Raw genomic sequence first — 20,285 nt, 5'->3', positions numbered from 1 at the left:
CTAACTCTTCACCTCTGGAGCAGGATCGACTCGATGGTCCGCCGTGTGACGTCCGGGGTGTTCGAGAGGAGATAGTCCCACTCGTCGTCACGCCCGACGATCTTAGCCCACTCCCGCCGGTAGTACTGGGAGAGCCCGACGTCGTGGCCGGTGAAACACGGGCCCGACGTGTGGCCCATCAGAAGGTACGGGTTCGACCCCTCGGAGTCGGCCAGCCAGGTCAGGGCCTGCCTCAGACCGGAGTGGGCCACACGCTCCGGCGGAGTGGACAGGGGAAGGTGGCCCGCCACGATGTGGAGATGGGCGTGGTCGACGCACGCCGACTGGCGACCCGTCGGGACGTCTGCGGCGCCGTGCTCCCAGTAGGTGAGGTCGCCCAGCCGCTTGCCGAGGAACTCCAGGACCTCGTCGGCGAAGTCCGCGAAGTCGTGGCCTTCGTCGGGGCGCATGACGCTCGCCCGGAGACTCGGGTCATGACTGATCGGAGAGAGAAGAACGTATCCCGCCGTGAGCCCGCCCAGGCCCGGCAGCAACAGACCGCGGCGAGGATCGAGCCACAGGGGCCTGTCCGTCCAGGAGATGTCCGCGGTGCCGGACGCGGTCAGACACAGAAAACACCCGTCAACTGGCATGTGCTCTAATCTTCTCCAGTCGCATGACCGCAGAATGGAAAACGGGTTCGAACCCGGCTATTCCACGGTCACTGGCCTGGATGCTGGGCTCGGCGATGAATCCGGAGTTGTCAACGACAAGGTCGAACAAATCGGTATCCGGTCCGAAATCTATGCTGTACAGATCTCGGAAAACCTTCAGGGAGAATTCGTCTTTTTCAACGACCTCCATCTTTACATCGTGCGTCGGTTCGCGTCCAGACCTCAACAGGGAGACCTGGGCTTTCGCCACCCGGGAAGGAAGGTCGGAATTGAGCCAGACCCTGGTCGCGTCTTCCACGTCGCACAGCCAGGGCTGCAACCAGGCGTCCACCACCAAGGGGGAGGTGTGCCGGTGAATTCGGTCTCGCATGATCTGGTCGGCTTCCAGGTCGAGCGCCGAGTGGTCGTTTCGAAGGCGGTCGACTTCGGGGGACCATTCTCCCTTTTCAGGAAGAATGCCGGACAATTGGGCTCTTCTCACCTCCGCCATGCCGAGATAGCTCCACCCCAGGCGCCGGGCCAGCAGGCGGGCGTGGGTCGTTTTCCCCGCGGCGGTGAATCCGGAGACGAGAACGACGTGTGGGGGAGGCATTCGCTCAGAGCGTGTCGGAGGCGACGAACTCCACGGTCGAAATCTGTGAGGGAACGATGTCCATGGACAACAGGTCCGAACGCGCGACCCACATCTGGTCGTCGATGAAGTCGTCCTTTTCCCTGGCGGGTGCGATGCTTTCCCAGCTCTCCAGGTCGCAGTATCTCGAAACGGCGACCACCCTGACGGGCTCGCCGTCCCATAACATCTCCCACGACCACATGTGGATCAGCCGTCCGGGGCGGACGAAGAGCCCGGTCTCCTCAAGCACCTCGCGCTTCACGTGGTCGTCGAGACCCTCGGTGTCCTTGAGCCTTCCGCCGGGGAGCTCCCACCGGCAGGGGTTGTGCGGATCGTCGCTCGACTTGCGGACCAGCAACACCTTGTCGCCGTCCGTGATCACCGCTTTCTGGGCGAACTGGATCCTGGTCATGCCGGATGGGCTCCCTTCGGTGTGGCCGGGCCGGATGCGGCCCGGCCGGGGTTCGGTGCTCCGCCGACTCCGGTGGGAACGGTCTCCCGCTCTCGCGTCACCGTCTCCTCCGCCCGGACACGTAGAGGACTCCCGCGCCGAGACCGCTTTCCCCGGCCTTCCCGGCGGCCTGCCGGGCGGCCAGAAGCTCGGTTTCGTATTCGCGGTTGAAATCACTGAGCTGCGTGGGATCCAACGTTCTCAGGAGCGGCTGGAACATCGTCACGTGGACGTCCCAGGCGTTGACGAGGTCTCTGTCCGGGATGGCGATGACGCTCACGTGTGTTCGGACATCTCCGAATCCCTGTGATTCAAGGGTTGAAACCGCCCATTCGGCTCGGCCGATATCATGACTCCTGTCCGGTATCGATATGCCGTAGCCGTACGCGAGCTCTTTGAACAGCCTGAAAGGCCGGGGCTCCAGCGGTTGAAGGGCGGCGTAGGCGAGCATTCCTCCGGGACGGAGTATCCGGCCGAATCTGCGGAGGGCCGACACGGGTTGCAAATAGTGCAGGGACATCGAGAAGATGACCGCGTCGACCTCGGAGTGGTCTCTCAGTCCGATCTCGTGCGCGTCCGCGATGACGAACGCGGTGTTCTTCTTCTCTTCCGGTGAGGCCGACGTGCGGGCCTTGCGGACCATGGCCTCGGAGAGGTCCAGGCCGAGGACCCCGCCTTCGGGGCCGACCGATCTCGCGGCGGCGAAGGTCGAGAATCCCGTGCCCGCGCCGACGTCCAGAACCCGATCGCCCTCTCCGAGTCCGGCCCAGGTGACGAAGTCGGCCGCGATCTCCGCGTGCCATCCGCTGCGCGAATAACCATCCGCGCGCCGATGAAAAGCCTGCGCGATTTGTGGGCGCATGTCTGTTTCCGTGGCTGATTCCCATCCGGTGCCGGACAGTACGGAAGACACAATGCCAGCATCTCATGGATTTCGCCGACGATCACTGGGGCATTGAAAAGAATATCCATAGTGATTCGTACAAAAGGTGTATTTCGGTAAGGAATTTCCCGGGTTCCAGACTTTCCCGGGTGGGATCGTGCCCTGCGGGTCTCCCGAGGAAGGCGGGGCGGACAGGCGGACACGACGCGTCTTTCGGAGCCGGTCTCGCGTGAGGCGGTTCCGGGCGCGGCTGTCACTCCCGAGCCGTCACTCCCGAGCCGTTGTTCCCGAACGGCCGGGGCGCCCGTCGTGTCCTGCGCCGTCGCCGGTTGCGATCCTCCGCGACCGGCCGCGTCCGCCGAGCGGGAACCTCTCCCAGGGGCGCCGGGGATCCCCAGGAGACAGGGCCGTCCGGCCCCGACACGTCTCCGAGAGCCAAGAACAGCTCGCCAAGAGTCGGATCACGACGAGGTGTGACGAGGAACGACGAGGTGTGACGAGGAACGGCGCGGAGTGTGCGTGGCGATCGCGAGCTCGCCCGGACGGCGCGATCACGCCGATCCGGAGGGGCCGTCAGTCAGGCACCGGAACCCCTCTGATCCGGTGGCAGATGTTCCAGATGGCATCTCTGCCGCTCTCGCCGTAGAGGGCGAGAAAGGCGTCGTAGCCGCCGTAGACCCGCCCGGACGGTGTGACCATGAGCGTCAGGTGGGAGGAGGCGGCGGTTCCCACCGGACACAGCGTCTCGGACACCCGTCGCTCGTAGGAGCGGACCGTTGCGGGGTGGATCGATCTCGTGGCGAGTACGGCGTCGAGGACGCACCGATCCTCCCCGCCCACGGAGGGGTGCCTCGGGTAGGCGATGCTCAGGCCGTCGAACTCCGCCACGAACTCCTCGGCGGCCCGTGAGCTCGTGTGGCCGACCTGCGCCCAGATGTCGGCCGCCGCGCGTGTGTCGGCTCCGCGGGACGGGAACCATCCCGCGGAACCGGACACGGTCGCGAACTGCTCGTCACTGACCATGCTGACCAGGTGGGCTATGACATCAGCTCTTGTGCGCCACCTTCACCTCCAAGGATCATCCTGCACCATCCGCAGGACGGTTTGACCGCGCCGGTCTCCTTGACCGTCGTAGCGTATTCGAGGTCACTCAGCCGGGTCCCGGGAAGGCCGTTGAGCAGGTTGTTGCACGAGTGGAACTCCGCGCAGGTACCCGGGAGCCATTCCTCTGGCGCGTCCGGTGTGCCGACCAGTTCCTCCGCGCGGCGCAGCCTTGGCAGGAGCTCCGGGCTCACGTTGCCCGGAACCCCGCCACTCTCTCCGTAGGCGGTCTGGCCGGTGTAAGTGTCCCGGGCGACGGAGGAGGCGTGGTTCGTCGTGCCGCTCGCGGCCGCGTCCTTGCGCGTGTGCTCGAGTAGATCCTGAGGATCGTTCCGGTTGCCACAGTTGTGGACGAGAACCGGTGCCGGTCCTGCCAGCACGTAGTAGGTGTGGACGTCGGCGATGGTGAAGTTGTGGACCCGTTCGTGGGCGGTCCACTTCTTGGTCGCGGTGACCTGGACATGGGTGCCGCTGCTGGTGCGCAGCCACATGCCGGGCTGGAGCTTGTCGGCGGTGAGCCACGTGCGCGTGCTCTCGACCCAGAAGGGGTGGCCGTCGGTCGCCACCACCTGACCGGTGGCCGATCCCCTGTCCCCGTCGGTGTCGACGGTTACGCGGACCAGGGTCTTGGCGCCGTCGCCGAGGATCAGTCCGACGACGGGTTTGGCGGCGGTTTCCCCGGTGTTCGGATCGGTGGCGACAACCCGCTCACCGAGATCGACCTTCTCGACGGGCTTGGTGGTGCCATCGGCCATGAGTACGGGGGTGCCGGCGACGAAGCTGTTCTTGAGCGGGCAACTCCGTGGTGAGGAGTTGGGTCTGGTCTTGGCCTTTGCCTTGGCCGCGACCGCCTTGGCTCTTTCCGCGGCCTCGGCGGCTACCTTCTTGGCGTAGGCTTCGGCGGCCGCTTTGGCGGCGGCCGCTTTCTCGGCTGCGGCCCTGGCGGCTTTCGCGGCTGCGGCCTTGGCCGCCTCGGCGGCGCGTTCGGCGCCACGCAGGATGGCCTTGGCCCACTTGAGCTCCTCGAAGAAGGCGAGTACGGCCTTGCCCGCGCGCCAGATCGCCTCGGCGATCTTCTTGGCCTTGAAGATCTTGCCCCAGGGCAGCGCTCCGATCACGGTCATCACGCAGGCGCCGATGTCGCCGTTGAGGCAGCTGATGATGTCGTTGATCCCCATGATCTCCATGAGGATCTGGCCGCCCGCCTCCAGGATGACGTCCAGCACGCTCTTGTTCTGGAGCTGTTGCGCCTTGGCGACCTCCTCCGCGCTGGGCCCCGAGACGGTCTCCTGGCCGGGCGCGGTCCCGCCGCCGGTGGGCCCGTTGTCGGGCATCGTCCCGGTGGGGTCTGTGTAGACGAGCGGGTTGTTGGAGGCGTAGGTGTAGGCGGAGGTGGCGGCACCGCCGGTGGACACGGGGTCCGTGCCGGTGAACCGTCCCGTGCCCGGATTGTAGTTGCGCGCCCGCAGGTAGTAGTTGCCGCTGCCGGTGCTCTCGTCCTGGTAGGCGCCGGTGAACCTCAACGGGTTGTTCGGAACCGTTGCCTTGACGTCCTTGGCCGCCCCGGTGAGGTCACCCGCGACGCCGCCGGGCCGGTCCGCCTTGCCGGTGCCGCCGGCGGGAGCCTCGGCGGGACCGTTCTGCCCGGCCGCGCCGCCGGTCAGGGTGGTTCCGGTGCGGGGGTTGCCGAACGGGTCGTAGTCGTAGCCCGCCTCGACCTGTCCGGCCGGCGAGACCATGTTGGCGACGCCGCCGAGCCAGTCGTGGGTGTAGGAGTGCGCGCCGCCGGTCAGCAGGGCGAGCGGCTCGTCGTCGGGGCCGTAGGTGAAGCCCTGCTTCTCGACGACGGCGCCGCCCGCGTTGACGGTGGTGTCCAGGGCGATCTGCGGCAGGGTGCCGTTGACGTCCCAGCTCCAGCGCTGGATCGCCGAGACGGTACCGCCCGCTCCCGCGCTGGTCGCCGACAGGCGCAGCCCGGTGGCGTCGTAGGCGAAGGTGGAGGTGTTGCCGTTGACGGTCGCCTTGGCCAGCTTGTTGTCGAGGTTGTACTCGAACCGGTCGGCGCCCGCGCGGATCTGGTTGCCGTTGACGTCGTAGGCGAAGTCGCGGGCGGTGCTGCCGCCGGGCCGGGTCACGGTCTCCCGGGTCAGCTGGTCGGCCTCGTCGTAGGTGTAGACGGTGGTGTCGTTGCCCGCCGTACCGGTGCGTTTCTGGCTGAGCCGGTTGCCCATCAGGTCGTAGGCGTAGTCGATCCGCCCGGCCGTCTGCGAGCCGGTGGCGCAGCTCGTGGCGGAATAGCAGGCGGAGGTGACCCGGTCGACCGTGTCATAGGCGTAGGCCACCGACTCGCTCGCGGTGCCGCGCGTGGTGACGACCTTGGTCGGGTTGCCGACCTGGTCCAGGGTGAGATCGAACGCGGAGACCGGACTGGCGTCGCCGTTCGCGGTGGCGATGCGGGTCAGCCGCCCGGCGTCGTCGTAGGCCCGCTTCTCGGTCAGGCCGGTACCGCCGGGCAGGGTGGTGCTGGTGCGCCGCCCGGCCACGTCGTAGCCGAAGCGCCACTCGGCGCCCACACCCGCGGTGCCGCCGGTCACCTTCTGCTCGGTCTGCCTGCCGTCGCCGTCGTAGGCGGAAGTGACCGCGGTGCCGTCGGGATAGGCGCGGGAGGTGATGTTGCCGCGCTCGTCGTAGCCGTAGGAGAACGTCTCGTCGGCTTGGCCCGCGGTCTTGCGGGTGACCTTGAGGATCTGGTCCTCGTCGTCGTAGCCGACCTCCCGCACCCCGGTGGGGTCGCCGTAGGAGGTGGTGCGGTCCTTGGCGTCGTAGCCGAAGGTGTAGGCCGGACCGTCGGAGCCCAGCGCGGTCTTGGTGCGTCGGCTCAGGATGTCGTAGGTGTTGACGACGGTCCGCTTGGCGCGCTGCTCCGGGCTCACCCACTCGGGGCCGTTGATCGTGATCGCGCTCAGCGGGTTGCTCTCGGCGTCGTAGGTGACCTCCACCCGCCGCGCCAGCGGATCGGCCTTGGTGATCAGGCGTCCCGCGTCGTCGTAGGTCATCCGGGTGTAGCGGCCCAGCGGGTCGCGCACCGACTCCACCAGCCCGTCGGCGCTGTAGGCGTACACCGTCGAGCGGGCGGTGGGATCGTTCGGGTTGTAGGGGGTCTCCGGCGTGTGGATCGTGGCCGGAAGGTTGTCCTCCCGGTAGGTCTGGTGGGTGGTGCGGCCCTTGGCGTCGGTGACCGAGGTCATCCGGTTGCTCACGTCGTAGACGGCGGTGACGGCGTTGCCGAGCGGGTCGACCGTCTTGACGCGGTTGCCCGCCTGGTCGTACTCGTAGCGGGTGGTGAAGCGCGCCGGGTCGGCGCCCTCGACGTTGCCTCGCGGCTCGGTGACGCCGACCAGCAGACCGTCGTCGTCGTATTTCCAGGTGGTCACGCCGCCCTCGGCGTTGGTCTCCTTGATCCGGTTGCCCGCCGCGTCGTACTCGGTGCGGGTGGTCTTGCCCGCCGGGTCCTTGATCTCGGTCTGCCGCCCGCTGCGGTCGTAGCCCATGGTGGTCTTACGGCCGAGCGTGTCGGTGGTGGAGGTGACGTTGCCGTTGTTGTCGCGACCGAACGCCGACTGCTTGCCCAGCTCGTCGGACTTGTTCGTGGTCCGGTCCAGGGCGTCGACCTTGATGTCGCGGTCGGTGAACCCGCCGCCGGGGTAGGGGTGCCGTACCCGGATCGGGTTGTCGTCGGCGTCGTAGAAGTAGGTGGTGGTGAAGTCGGCGGGGTTGGCGCCCGGCTCGTTGCCGCGCGGCGAGGTGACCGTCTTGAGCAGGCCCTTGCCGTCGTAGCCGTAGGTGGTCTTGATCGGGGCACGGGTGCGCAGGAGCGCCTGCGTCGAGGCCCGCCGTCCGGCGTCGGTGTAGGTGTAGGTGGAAGTGCGCCGCGAGTCGTCGACCGTTTTGAGCAACCCGTTGGCGAAGTACTCGTAGTCGGTGGTGGCCTCGGTCGGGGTCTGCCGCCTGATGAGGCGGCCGGTCTCGTCGAACCCGCTGCGCCAGGCGCCGTTCTTGCCCGGCTCCAGCGTGCTGGTCACCCGGTCCTGGGCGTCGTAGGCGTACCGGGTGGTGTAGGCCGCCCGGTTGCCGCCCGTCACGGTGCCGCGCGGGTCCACCGAGGCGATCATGCGCCCGGTGGCGTCGTAGACGACCTCGCTGCGCCGCCCGCCGGGGGAGACCGTGGCCTTGATCAGGCCCGCGTTCGGGTCGCCCTGGGGCAGGTACTCGTAGCGGGTCACCTTGCCCCGCTGGTCCGTCGTCGTCAGGCGCAGGCCGCGGGAGTCATAGGTGTGGGTGATGTCGTGGCTCTCGGGGTCGACGCTGCGCACCAGCTCGTTGAACTCGTTGTAGGTGTCCTTCCACACCTGGCCGTTGGCGTCGGTGTGCTCCAGGGGGTTGTTGCGCTCGTCGAACTTTGTCTTCTCGGAGAACCCGAGCGGCTTGGGCGCGGTGGCCGTGATCCGGTTGCCGTTGGCGTCGAAGGTCGCCTCGTGCTGGTGCTGGTTGCCGTTGACCACCAGGTCGCGGTTGAGTTCCCGGTCGTAGCGGTGGTTGTTGGAGTCACCGGTGCCGCGCTGGGAGTACACCAGCGTGTTGCCCCGGTAGCCGTCCCAGACCACCACCCCGTCGGGGTCGGTGGTGGTGGCCTCCTGCTTGGCGGCGTCCCAGGCGAAGGTGGTCTGCTTGCCCAGGCCGTCGCGCTGGGCGATCACCCGCCCGTCGGGGCCGTAGTCGTTGGAGACGATCGTCACCCGGTGCGGGTCGACCACCTGCGACAGCAGGGTGTTGGCGTGGTAGATGTACTTCCAGGTGAAGCCGCGGGCGTCGAGCACCGACGACAGCAGGCCGCCGGTGTAGAAGTAGTTCACGTTGCGGCCGTCGGGCAGCTTGATCTCCCGGATCAGGCCACCCTCGATCCGCACCGAGGCCACCCGGCCCGAGGCGTCGGTGATGTTCACGCCGAGGCCCTCGTAGGCCAGCTTCACCCCGACCCCGCGCGCGTTGTGGATCGAGACCAGGCGGCCCTGGCCGTCGAAGCCGTAGCGCACCTGCCGGGGCGTGGTCAGCTCCCAGCCGCCGTCGGTCTTGCGCAGGGTGGAGCGAACCCCGGGCGGACGCTTGTACTTGCCGTCGTCGAGCGGGGCGTAGCGGGCCTGCGCGCCGTCCTCGGCCCGCACGACGGCCACACCGTCCTCGCCCACGGTGACCCGCATGTCGTAGGACCAGGCCCAGCCGGGCCCGAGCGGGCCGGCGCCCCGGTTCATCGACGAGTAGGTGCGCGCGGTGACGAACTGCGGGCCGTAGGAGGCCATCGCCAGGTCTCGCTCGGTGCGCACGTAGGCGCCGGTGCCGGTGTTGACGCCCAGTGCCCGGGAGGCCTGGTTGGCCGCGGTCAGCGCCAGCGCGTTGCCGCAGCCGCAGCCGGACGCCTGCTCGTTCGGGATCGGCGGCGGGTCGACGGTCTGGCGCGCCTGCGAATGGTCCGACGGCGCCGAGACGACCTCGTGGCCGTCGTCGTAGACCGCCGCGACGGTGACGAAGTACGGCCTGCCCGTCTCCAGCGTCCAGCCGTCGGCCGAGCCGAAGGAGCGGCAGAGGTCGCCCGCGCCGCCGCAGTAGGACCGCTGCAGGTCCGGGCGGGTCACCAGCGTGGAGGTCTGCTCGGTCTGCGACTCGGCGTCGTACAGCCGCACCCGCACCGCCGTCCACGACGGGTCGGCCTGACCGGTGTTGAAGTAGGTCACCAGAGAGGTGTCGCCGAGCACGTAACCCGGCCGCAGCGACAGGTCGGTGAATCCGTCCTCGGCGGCCTTGCGGGCGGATTTGGCGGTGAGCGACGACCACCGCGTCTCCGCCACCTTGACCGGCTTGCCCTCCGCCTTCGCGCCCAGGGGCACGACGGGAGGCCGTTCGCCGGGTTTGAGGGCCCTGTCGGGACGTATTCCCTTGGGCATGGGCCGGTTGACCGGCCCGGCACCGGCTCTGACCTGCGGCACCGGCGGTGGCGCCGCGGACGCCGGAGCCACCTCCGGCACGGTGAGAAACGACGCGACAAGCGTCGGAACGAGTAGTGGAATCAGAATTCGGGCACGACGAAATCGACTGATGGCGAGCAATGCTCAGACCTCCCCCGTGGAGGGACCGGTAGCGAACAAATCAGCTATCCAGGTGCGTATTCGAGAGAAGCATCCGAGATTGACCGCCGCAACACCTTTGTTTCACCGATGACGTTTCGTTATCGAGCGAAAATTGGTCGGACTTGCTCCTTGGGTAAGGTGGAAGATGTTGGGGTATGCCGCTTGAGCTGCGGATATATTGAGTTTTCTCTTTCTGTCAACTGGTTTTAGAGCGTTCCATCAAGAGGGGGATCGGGTGGATTGCCTGTGGCGATCCTCGATCGTCGCGGTTGATTCTCCGTGCCGGTGGTCCGCGGTCCGCGCCCGCTGTGACTCTCCGCGACCTACCGTTTCGACTTCTTTGAAACGTTGTTCTTGATTACTGAAAACACGTGCGGTGCGTGGTCGAAGGCGTGATATGTGTCATATCCGTTCTCGGTGGCGCGGAATCCGCCACCGTTCCGGCGGCCCGGAAAAACCGTGGAGCGCCGGACGTCCTTCATCGCCGGGATCCGGCCCGGCGCGGTGGTGGTGCCGGCCCCACCCCCGGATTCCGGTGGACGGTATCGATCATGAGGTGCTCCCGCCGACATGCTTGCCGGTATCGCAACCATGCCATCCTGCAAGGAGGTCCCGATGTCGCCGTCGCACCCCGCCATCGTCCGCTCCCGGCCGGCCAGGCGCCGGCTGGCCCTGGCCACCGCGGCCGTCGTCGCGCTGGGCACCCTCGGCCTGACCGCCGCCCCGGCCGGCGCCGCGGCCGTCCGGCGGACCGGTCCCGCCGACACCGTGCAGACGAGCCTGAACGATCTGGTCCGCGGTGCTGACTTCCCAGGCGCCCTGGCCGCGGTGCGGGGACGCGACGGACGTACCCGCGACTACACCGCCGGCGTGGGAAACCTGACGACGAGGGGGAGGGTTCCCGCCAACGGGCGGGTGCGCATCGGCAGTGTCACCAAGACCTTCACCGCCGTGGTCGTACTGCAGCTGGCAGGGGAGGGCAGGATCGACCTGGACGCGCCCGTCGAGAGGTACCTTCCCGGGCTGGTCCGCGGCAACGGCAACGACGGCCGCGAGATCACGACCCGACAGCTGCTCCAGCACACCGCGGGCCTGCCGAGCTACACGGACCACCTCCCGTCGTTCTTGGAGATCCGGCACAGATACACCGAGCCCCGCGAACTGCTCGACATGGGCCTCGCGCACGAGCCGACATCCGCCCCCGGTAAGGGCTGGCACTACAGCAACACCGGCTACGTCCTGCTCGGCCTGCTCGTGCAGAAGGTCACGGGCCGGCCGATCGGTGAGGAGATCACCAACCGGATCATCACGCCGCTGGAGCTGCGCGACGCCTACTGGCCCGGCGTCGGCGAGCAGGCCATCCGCGGCACCCACCCCAGGGGGTACCACTCCTCGACCGGGGGGCCGGGTGGCGATCCGGTGGACGTCACGGAGCTGGACCCCTCCCTGGCGTGGGCGGCCGGGCAGCTCGTCAGCACTCCGCGGGACGTCAACCGCTTCCTGGGCGCGCTGCTGGGCGGCAGGCTCCTCAAGCCGGCCCAGCTGGAACAGATGAAGCAGACGGTCAAGATGTCCGAATCCTCAGCCGGGGAGACCTACGGGCTCGGCCTGATGAGGTTCGAGCTGAGCTGCGGCGGCTACGCGTGGGGTCACGGCGGCGACATTCCGGGCTACGAAGTCCGTAACGGCGTCACCGACGACGGCCGGACGGCCACGATCGCCGTGACCGCGATGCCCACCGGGCAAGCCGCCGCCGAGCGGGTCAACGCCGCACTGGACACCGCGCTCTGCGCCCAGAAGTAGGGCCGCTCCCCGTTCCCGCACCGATCCAGCGGCCGTCATGACCTGGCCGGTGACCTATCCCCTGCCGGTGCCGGCGGTGACGGGGACCGGGGACCTTTCACCTTCGCCGAGGATCGGTCGCGCGGTGCGTTCGGCCGTACCGCGGGCGCGTGTGCCGCGCCCGCGGTCGAGCCGGGGCTGCGCGGGTCAGCAGTCGCCCTCGTAGTACTTCTCGTAGGGGCCCCAGGTGCCCCAGGAGTAGGGGTCGGCGCCGCAGTCCTCGACCTTGCCGCCGACCGCTGTGGTGTAGGTGCCGTCGGAGTAGTACGTGGTGACGCAGTAGCGGTTCATCGGGCACACCGAGGCTTGGGCGGGGGCGCCCGGGACGACGGCGAGGCCGGTGACGGCGAGAAGCGCGGTGAGGAGCACGCGGCGGATCATCAAAGGCCCTCTCTGATCGCGGTGAGGTGAGGAACCGCACTCCGTGCTCTTTTTTCGTGTTTTGAGTGGAGATCGGCCCCAATGGCCGGATCATCCGTCAGTCGGAACGGGGCCACAAGAGCGGCGGCAGTTCGTCGGGGACCCGTGGACATTCGGCGAGGTCACGATGAAAGGTCGCGGTCGGAGGCCGCGTTCCGGTCGTGTCGTGAGAGGGCTCGGGGGCTTGGTGCCGGAGGTCGGTGGTGAGCAGGTGGGCGAAGGTGTCGCTGAAGGCGCGCAGCGGGGCGGGGGCGTGCCGGTCCGCCCGGGGGACGGTGGTGAACGTGAGGCTCCACTGGTCGACGACCGCGCGGCGGGCGGCCTCCGCGTCGGCGGCGGGCGCGCTCACGAGGGCCGTCCGCGAGGCGTTCAGACGTCGGCGGAACTCCGCCTCGCGCGCGGCGTCCCCCCGCGCGAGCAACCGGACGATCCGCGTCCTGGCCATCGGCCACAGCGGGGTGGGCATCGTCGCGGCCAAGGTCTCGGCGGCCTCGCGCGCCGCGGTCTCCCGGACCTGACGCCGTTCTGCCCTTCCCGGGCGTGAGGCCTTTCCTGCGGAGGCTCTTCCGACCGCCTTTCCGGCGGCGAGCGGTACCGTCCCGGCCGGCGGAAGTGGCGGTGCGGGGGCGGGCGCGGGAGCCCACAGCGGGTAGGGGCGTCTGGCCAGGTGATTGACGGTGATGAGCATGGCGGCGGTGACGGTCACGGCGGCCATCAGGACGAGGAGTTGCCAGGGGGTGCGCAGCAGGCCCAGGGCGACGATGAGGGTGGTCGCGCCGCCCGCTGGGTGGGTGGCGTCGGTCAGCAGCATCCCGGCCGAGGTCAGGGCGATGGCGATGGCGACCGCGGCGACCCGGCGCGCGTCGGGGTGGGACAGGTTGGGCGCGACGCGGGTCAGGCCGGTGACCGCCAGCGCGGCGTATCCCGAGACGGCGCTGACCAGGTGACCGATCAGGGTGTTACGCGGGCTGGCCGCGGGGGTCGAGGCGGCGGTCAGGGCCAGGTAGACGGTGGGGCCCAGCGAGGGGAAGACGAACGGCTGGCCGAGCAGCCAGGCGATCAGGGCCGGTACGGCGACGCAGACGCCCGCCTGGATCGCAGTTCCGGCGGCGCGGCGCCTCCGGCTCTCCCCCTGAAGGGGAACGGCCGGGGCCGGGGCGGTGAGGGGGGAGGCGGACATGGCTCAGCGTGTCCCGCCGCGGCCCGCGAAGGTGGATCGGGAGCGGTAGACGACATAGGGACGCGCGAGGTAGCCCAGCGGGACGGCGAAGGCGTGGACCAGCCTGCTGAAGGGCCACAGCGCGAACAGGGCCATGCCGAACAGGGTGTGGACCTGGAAGAGGAGGGGGGCGCCCGCCATGGCGGGTACGTCGGGCTCCAGCTCGAACAGGCTGCGGAACCACACCGAGACACCGAGACGGTAGTCGTAGGTGCCGGTGGTGGATCCGAGCAGGGTGGCCGCCAGCCCCGCGAGCAGGGCGACGGCCAGCACCGGGTAGGTGAGACGGTCGCTGCGCACCGAGGCCAGCCGTACGGCCCTGACCCGGAGCCTGCGCCACAGCAGGACGGTGAGCCCGGCGACGGCGGCGATCCCGGCCAGGCCGCCGACGATCAGGGCGTTGGCCCGGTAGAAGGACTCGGTGATGTGCATGTTCTCGGTCAGGCGCTCGGGGACGAGCAGTCCGATGACGTGACCGGCGATGACGAAGAGCAGGCCGTAGTGGAACAGCGGCCCCGCGACGCGCAGCAGGCGGCTTTCGTGCAGCTGGCTGGAGCGGGTGGTCAGGCCGAAGCGGTCGTAGTGGTAGCGCCAGGCGCTGCCCGCGACGAACAGGACGAGAACGAGATAGGGAAGGACGCCCCACAGGGCGATCTGCAGGTGTCTCATCGGCGGGCTCCCTGGCTGGGTTGCTGAGTGACCGTGGGATAGGGATCCAGGCCGACGCTCTCGGCGGGCGGGCCCGCCTCGGCCATCGCGCGGACGGTCCGCCGCTCCCGCGCGGTGGCGTCGGGCAGGGTCGCGCGTACGGCGTCGAGCACGTCGGCGTAGGGGCTGTGATACTTCCGCAGGGCGGCGGCCAGCAGGTCGAGCCCGGCTCTGTGGTCGCGCAGGAGCCGCTCGCCCTGTTCGGGGCAGCGGGCGGCGAACTCCAGCATCAGCGGCAGGAAGTCGGGCAGTTCGGCGTCGCCCGACTGCCAGCCGCAGCTTCTGTAGAGTGCCTTGACGGCGGCCAGGGAGACGCCGCGCCGCCGGGTGTCGCCGTCGGTGTAGTAGGTCATGTGCAGGGTGCGGCGGCCGGTGCGGTCGAAGGTCGCGACGTACCGGTCGGCCAGGTCGAGCGGGTCGGCGGACTCCGCGTACGCGCAGAACCGCAGCAGCGGCCGCGTCGCGGGAGCGGGAACGCGGGCGAGGGTCTCCCGTACGAGGTCCAGCCGGTCCGGCCAGCCGGGGCCGGGGTAGGTCAGGAGCAGTGAGGCCGCCTGACGGACGACGAGCCGGATCACGAGGCCTCCCCGCGCCGGGGCGGGAACAGCCCGTCGGGCAGGCCCTTGCCGTCCCAGCCGAACAGGTTGATCCGTCCGCGCAGCCGGTCGTCGCCGTCGCGGGAGACCGGCGGGGCGTGGAAGGCCTCCGCGGCCGCGCCCGGACCGGCGCCCGTGCCCGCCGGTCCCGCACCGACGCCCGCGCCCGCGCTCATTCCCACGAACATGTCCTCCGTCATGCCGGGCCCGCCGGGCCCGTCCAGGCTGCACCCTCCCGTCGCGTCCGCCCGTCCCGCGCCGACGGCGTAGGCGGTGGGGATCACGTACCGCTCGTCGTACTTCGCCAGCGCGAGCAGCCGGTACATCTCCTCGATCTCCGAGGGCCGCATCCCGACCCCGTCCGCGACCGCCGGATCCGGCTCGTCGCCCAGGTTGAGCGCGCGCATGTGCGAACGCATCGCCGCGAGCCTGCGCAGGGCCGCCTCGACCGGCGCGGTGTCGCCCGCGGTGAACAGCCCGGCCAGATAGCTCACCGGGATGCGCAGCGCCTCGATCGCGCCGAACAGGTTGCCCGCGTCCTCACCGTCGTGGCCGGTCCCGGCCAGCGCGTCCACGACGGGGGACAGCGGCGGGACGTACCAGACCATCGGCATCGTCCGGTACTCCGGGTGGAGCGGCAGGGCGACGCGGTAGCGGGCGATGAGCGCGTACACGGGGGAGCGCCTGGCCGCCAGCACCCACTCGTGCGGGATCCCCGACGCCTCGGCGGCGGCGACGACGGCCGGATCGTACGGCGAGAGGAAACAGCCGAGCTGGGCGGGATACAGGTCCTCCTCCCGGGGTACGGCGGCCGCCTCGCCCACCCGGTCGGCGTCGTAGAGCACCACACCGAGGTAGCGCAGCCTGCCGACGCACGTCTCCGAGCAGACCGTCGGCTCCCCGGCCTCGATCCGCGGGTAGCACATCGTGCACTTCTCGGCCTTGCCGCTGTGGTGGTTGAAGTACACCTTCTTGTACGGGCAGCCGGTCACGCACATCCGCCAGCCGCGGCACCTGTCCTGGTCGACCAGGACGATGCCGTCCTCCAGCCGCTTGTACATCGCCCCGGAGGGACAGACCGCGACGCAGGAGGGGTTGAGGCAGTGTTCGCAGATGCGCGGCAGGTAGAACATGAAGGACCGTTCGTACTCCAGCCGCACGTCCTCGCTCACCTTGCGCAGCACGGGGTCGCCCGCCAGGTGCCCGGGGCCCCCGCCCAGGTCGTCGTCCCAGTTGGGTCCCCAGGTGATGGAGGTGGGGGAGCCGTCGACGAGCGAGCGGGGCGCGGCCGTGGGCACGTCGTCGCCCAGCGGGGCGGTGGTGAGGTTCTCGTAGTCGTAGGTCCACGGCTGGTAGTAGTCGTCCAGCAGCGGCAGCTCCGGGTTGGCGAACAGGCGCGCGATCCGCCTCACCCGGCCGCCGGAACGCGGAACCAGCCTGCCGTTCTTGAGCCGCCAGCCGCCCTTCCAGCGGTCCTGGTCCTCATAGCCGCGGGGGTAGCCCTGGCCGGGGCGGGTCTCCACGTTGTTGAACCACACGTACTCGGTGCCCGACCGGTTGGTCCAGGTCTGCTTGCAGGTGACCGAGCAGGTGTGACAGCCGATGCACTTGTCCAGGTTCATCACCATGGCGATCTGGGCCATCACGCGCATCAGTACTGCACCTCCTGGGAACGGCGGCGGATGACGGTCACGGCGTCGCGCTGGTTGCCGGTCGGCCCGTAGTAGTTGGGGGCGAAGGAGAGCTGGCCGTACCCGCCGACGAGGTGGGTGGGCTTGATCAGCAGCTTGGTGAGGGAGTTGTGCACGCCGCCGCGACGCCCGGTGGCCTGCGATCTGGGCACGTTCACCAGGCGTTCCTGCACGTGGTACATGAACACCGTGCCCTGCGGCATCCGGTGCGAGACCACGGCGCGCGCGACGACGACGCCGTTGGCGTTGACCGCCTCGATCCAGTCGTTGTCGGCGATCCCGGCGGCCTCGGCGTCCTGGACGCTGATCCAGATGACGGGCCCGCCCCTGGCCAGCGTCTGCATCAGCAGGTTCTCCTGGTACTCCGAGTGGATGGACCACTTGGAGTGCGGGGTGATGTAGCGGACGGTCACCGCGCGGCCGTCGCCGTGCGGGCCGGGGCCGCCCTCGCCGAGGGCGGCCATGTCCAGGGGCGGCCGGTAGACCGGCAGCTGCTCGCCGAGCTCGGCCATCCAGTCGTGGTCGAGGAAGAAGTGCTGGCGTCCGGTGAGGGTGTGCCAGGGTTTGGCGTGCTCGGTGTTGACGGTGAACGGCGCGTAGCGGCGGTCGGGAGCCTCCTTGCCCGACCACTCGAAGCTCGCGCCGACCTGCACGGGCCGTACCTGGGTGTCGGAGAAGACCACCCTTCGCTCGGCGACCGAGGCGCCCAGTTCGGCCAGGCCGGACCCGGGCCCGCAGCGCTCGCCGAGCCGGGTGAAGCCCTCGGCGGCGATCCGCCCGTTCGTGGTGCCCGACAGGGCCAGGATCGCCTCGCACAGCTTGACGTCGGTGTCCAGCAGCGGCCTGCCGGTCACCGGGCCGTCCACGGCCTGTCCGCAGCGCGCGGCCAGCCAGCGCGTCTCGGGTCCGGCGTGGACGGTGACGCCCTTGACCGTCATGCCCGCCCGCTCGGGCAGCGGCCCGAGCGCGGCCAGCTTGGCGGCGACGGCGGTGTAGTCGCGTTCGACCAGGGACAGGACCGGCAGGTTGCGGCCGGGCTCGGCCGGGTGCCCGCCGGTGCGCCAGTCGGGGACGACGCCGCCCGGCTGGGCGGTCTCACCGGGAGAGTCGTGCTGCAGCGCGGTGGCGACCAGGTCGCAGGCGGTGTCCAGCCGCCCGGCGGCCAGTTCGGAGAACCTGCGTGCCAGGCCGTGGAAGATCTCGAAGTCGGTGCGCGTCTGCCACGGGGGGCTGATCGCGGGGGAGAAGGCGTGCACGTACGGGTGCATGTCGGTGCTGGACAGGTCGTGCTTCTCGTACCACGTCGCGGCCGGCAACACCAGATCGGCGAACAGCGTGGTCGAGGTCATCCGGAAGTCCAGCGCCAGCAGCAGGTCGAGCTTGCCGCGCGGCGCCTCCCGCCAGGTCACCTCCCGCGGCCTGTCCTCGGCGGGAGCCTCCTCGGCGCTCGCGTTGTCCGGCGCGCCGAGCAGGTGGCGCAGGAAGTACTCGTTGCCCTTGGCGGAGGAGCCGATCAGGTTGGCCCGCCACACCGTCAGCACCCTCGGCCAGTTCTCCGGCGCGTCCGGGTCCTCGCACGCGAAGCCGATCCGGCCCGCCGTGATCTCCTCCGCCGCCCACAGCGACGGATCCTTCCCGCTGGCCCGTGCCCGGGCCCCCAGCTCCAGCGGGTTGGCGGAGAAGGTCGGATACGACGGCATCCAGCCCAGCCGGGCCGACTGCGCGACCAGGTCGGCGGTGTGCCTTCCGGCGAACAGCCCCTGGCCGGTGGCGCCGGCCAGCGTGTCGGCTGAGAAGCGCTCGTAGCGCCACTGACCGGTGTGGACGTACCAGTACGGCGTGCCCGCCATCTGCCGCGAGGGACGAGTCCAGTCCGCCGCCGTGGACAGCTGCTGCCATCCGGCCAGCGGCCGTACCTTCTCCTGGCCGACGTAGTGGGCCCAGCCGCCGCCGTTGACGCCCTGGCAGCCGGTCAGCAGCAGTAGCGACAGGAACGAGCGGTAGATCGTGTCGGAGTGGAACCAGTGGTTGGTGCCCGCGCCCATCACGATCATCGACCGGCCCCGGGTCTTCTCCGCGGTCGAGGCGAACTCCCTGGCGATCCGCGCGACCTGGTCGCCGGGGACGGAGGTGATCTGCTCCTGCCAGGCGGGGGTGCAGGGGGTGGAGGCGTCGTCGTAGCCGGTCGGCCACCGTCCGGGCAGGTCGGGCCTGTGCACGCCGTACTGGGCGAGCAGCAGGTCGAAGACGGTGGTCACCAGGAGGTCGCCGATCCGCGTCACCGGCACCCCGCGTGACACGGTGCCCGCGCCGCCGTCGTCGAAGCGGGGCAGCAGGACCTCGGCCGTCTCCAGGCCGGTGTCACGGTAGAGGCTGAGCAGCGGTTCGATCCCGCCCAGGTCCAGGTTCCACCGGCCCGCGCCCTCCTGGCTCCAGCGGTCGCCCAGGGTGCCGTTCGGCGCGACCGCCTCGCCGGTGACCGCGTCCAGCAGCACCGGACGCCACCGCGCCGCGCCGTCTGCCGTACGGTCTCCCGCGCTGTCCCCCGTACCGTCCCCTGCGCCGTTCTCCGCGCCGTTTCCGGCCGGGCTCGCCAGGTCGGCGGCCGTGACGAACTTTCCCGGGACGTACTCCTTCCCGTCCACCCCGTGTTCGCGCAGGGTGACCAGGAAGGGCAGGTCGGTGAAGCGCCTGACGTAGTCGGTGAAGTAGGGCACCTCGCGCTCGACGAAGAACTCGTTCAGGATCACGTGCCCCATCGCCATGGCCACCGCGCCGTCGGTGCCCGGGTGCGGGTGCAGCCACTCGTCGGCGAACTTCGTCGCGTCCGAGTAGTCGGGCGAGACCGAGATCACCTTCTGGCCCCGGTAACGGGCCTCGGCCATCCAGTGCGCGTCGGGAGTGCGGGTGACCGGCACGTTGGAGCCCCACAGCATCAGGTAGGCGGCGTCCCACCAGTCCGCCGACTCCGGCACGTCGGTCTGGTCCCCGAACACCTGGGGCGAGGCGATGGGCAGGTCGGCGTACCAGTCGTAGAACGACAGCATCGGCGCCCCGATCAGCGACATGAACCGGGCGCCGACCGCGTGCGAGGCCATCGACATGGCCGGGATGGGGGAGAACCCGGCCACCCGGTCGGGGCCGTAGGTCATGATGGTGTGGACGTGCGCGGCGGCGGCGATCTCCAGTGCCTCGTCCCAGTCGATCCGCACCAGCCCGCCCTGGCCGCGCGCCGACTGGTAGCGCCGCCGCCTGTCCGGATCGGCGGTGATCTCCGCCCAGGCCGCGACCGGGTCGCCCAGCCTGGCCTTCGCCTCGCGGTACATCCGCACGAGCACGCCGCGGGCGTGCGGATAGCGCACCCTGGTCGGCGAGTAGGTGTACCAGGAGAAGGCGGCTCCGCGCGGGCAGCCGCGGGGTTCGTACTCGGGCCGGTCGGGGCCGACCGAGGGGTAGTCGGTCTGCTGGGTCTCCCAGGTGATCAGGCCGTCCTTCACGTACACCTTCCAGGAGCACGACCCGGTGCAGTTCACCCCGTGGGTGGAACGCACCACCTTGTCGTGCGCCCAGCGCTCCCGGTAGGGGGAGTCGTTGACGGTCTGGTCGCCGCGGAAGACCGCCCGCAGGTCGGGGGTGGTCTCCGAACGGCGCAGCATGTTGCCCGCCTGTAAAAGCATTTCCGCGGCCGCGGCGGTGGCCCGCCCGACTCCGGTTCGCGGTACCCGAGGAACCATGACGACCTCCTCGGCGGACGTGCGACATCACGCCCGCGCTGCTTCTGATTCATGGTTGTATGCGGCTGCCCACATCAGAGGCGGCTTCGGCGGCGTCATCGCCGTGTGTAAAAACCCGGAGTCAGCGTCTGGGCAACACTTGCGTCAAGGAAAGTGTTTCTATCATGCGAAGGTGTACGCGAGGGGCCCATT

13 protein-coding genes are annotated in these 20,285 nt (G+C 69.7%); 1 reads left to right on the top strand and 12 read right to left on the bottom strand.

Features of this window, described 5'->3' with window-relative positions; genetic code table 11:
• Window positions 1-8: 8 nt before the first annotated feature.
• The 6 genes from AB0N02_RS09295 to AB0N02_RS09270 all read right to left on the bottom strand — a co-directional run bounded on the left by AB0N02_RS09295 (window position 9) and on the right by AB0N02_RS09270 (window position 9,772).
• On the bottom strand, window positions 9-449 hold the full coding sequence (locus tag AB0N02_RS09295) for a hypothetical protein (RefSeq protein WP_363944284.1): 441 nt from the start codon (window positions 447-449) through the stop codon (window positions 9-11).
• A 172-nt stretch (window positions 450-621) separates the two neighbouring features.
• Complete coding sequence (locus AB0N02_RS09290) at window positions 622-1,245, bottom strand: hypothetical protein (RefSeq protein WP_363944283.1); 624 nt, start codon at window positions 1,243-1,245, stop codon at window positions 622-624.
• 4 nt (window positions 1,246-1,249) lie between these two features.
• Window positions 1,250-1,678 carry an NUDIX domain-containing protein gene (locus tag AB0N02_RS09285; RefSeq protein ID WP_363944281.1) on the bottom strand — a complete coding sequence of 143 codons (429 nt, stop codon included), beginning with the start codon at window positions 1,676-1,678 and terminating at the stop codon, window positions 1,250-1,252.
• A gap of 97 nt (window positions 1,679-1,775) precedes the next feature.
• Window positions 1,776-2,579, bottom strand: coding sequence for a methyltransferase domain-containing protein (locus AB0N02_RS09280; RefSeq protein ID WP_363944279.1), 804 nt, complete (start codon window positions 2,577-2,579; stop codon window positions 1,776-1,778).
• Window positions 2,580-3,173: 594 nt separating this feature from the next.
• Window positions 3,174-3,623 (bottom strand): SUKH-3 domain-containing protein, encoded by a 450-nt coding sequence (locus AB0N02_RS09275; protein ID WP_363944277.1) that lies wholly within the window; start codon window positions 3,621-3,623, stop codon window positions 3,174-3,176.
• 14 nt (window positions 3,624-3,637) lie between these two features.
• Window positions 3,638-9,772 carry an RHS repeat-associated core domain-containing protein gene (locus tag AB0N02_RS09270; RefSeq protein ID WP_363944275.1) on the bottom strand — a complete coding sequence of 2,045 codons (6,135 nt, stop codon included), beginning with the start codon at window positions 9,770-9,772 and terminating at the stop codon, window positions 3,638-3,640.
• Between the two features lie 726 nt (window positions 9,773-10,498).
• Between AB0N02_RS09270 and AB0N02_RS09265 the strand changes: the two genes are divergently transcribed.
• Entirely contained in the window at window positions 10,499-11,686 is a 1,188-nt protein-coding gene (locus AB0N02_RS09265; protein ID WP_363944273.1) for a serine hydrolase domain-containing protein, read from the top strand.
• A gap of 186 nt (window positions 11,687-11,872) precedes the next feature.
• Here AB0N02_RS09265 and AB0N02_RS09260 read toward each other — a convergent pair whose 3' ends face one another.
• The 6 genes from AB0N02_RS09260 to AB0N02_RS09235 all read right to left on the bottom strand — a co-directional run bounded on the left by AB0N02_RS09260 (window position 11,873) and on the right by AB0N02_RS09235 (window position 20,093).
• Window positions 11,873-12,106, bottom strand: a complete 234-nt coding sequence (locus AB0N02_RS09260; RefSeq protein ID WP_363944271.1) for a hypothetical protein — start codon at window positions 12,104-12,106, stop codon at window positions 11,873-11,875.
• Between the two features lie 97 nt (window positions 12,107-12,203).
• The gene (locus AB0N02_RS09255) at window positions 12,204-13,325 is read right to left on the bottom strand and encodes an HPP family protein (RefSeq protein ID WP_363944270.1); all 1,122 of its coding nucleotides are present in this window, start codon (window positions 13,323-13,325) and stop codon (window positions 12,204-12,206) included.
• 3 nt (window positions 13,326-13,328) lie between these two features.
• Window positions 13,329-14,033: a respiratory nitrate reductase subunit gamma gene (gene narI / locus AB0N02_RS09250; RefSeq protein ID WP_363944269.1), complete on the bottom strand. Its 705-nt coding sequence runs from the start codon at window positions 14,031-14,033 to the stop codon at window positions 13,329-13,331.
• Window positions 14,030-14,650, bottom strand: a complete 621-nt coding sequence (gene narJ, locus AB0N02_RS09245) for a nitrate reductase molybdenum cofactor assembly chaperone (RefSeq protein ID WP_363944267.1) — start codon at window positions 14,648-14,650, stop codon at window positions 14,030-14,032. Before narJ ends, narI begins: the two co-directional genes overlap by 4 nt.
• Window positions 14,647-16,320, bottom strand: coding sequence for a nitrate reductase subunit beta (gene narH / locus AB0N02_RS09240; protein WP_363944265.1), 1,674 nt, complete (start codon window positions 16,318-16,320; stop codon window positions 14,647-14,649). Before narH ends, narJ begins: the two co-directional genes overlap by 4 nt.
• The gene (locus AB0N02_RS09235; protein ID WP_363944264.1) at window positions 16,320-20,093 is read right to left on the bottom strand and encodes a nitrate reductase subunit alpha; all 3,774 of its coding nucleotides are present in this window, start codon (window positions 20,091-20,093) and stop codon (window positions 16,320-16,322) included. The genes narH and AB0N02_RS09235 overlap by 1 nt, the downstream gene beginning before the upstream one ends.
• Window positions 20,094-20,285 lie beyond the last annotated feature (192 nt).

This window comes from Streptosporangium sp. NPDC051022 (assembly GCF_040683035.1).
Classification (GTDB): domain Bacteria; phylum Actinomycetota; class Actinomycetes; order Streptosporangiales; family Streptosporangiaceae; genus Streptosporangium.
The sequence above is the reverse complement of the archived record's forward strand: the minus strand, read 5'-3'. Positions and strand labels throughout refer to the sequence as shown.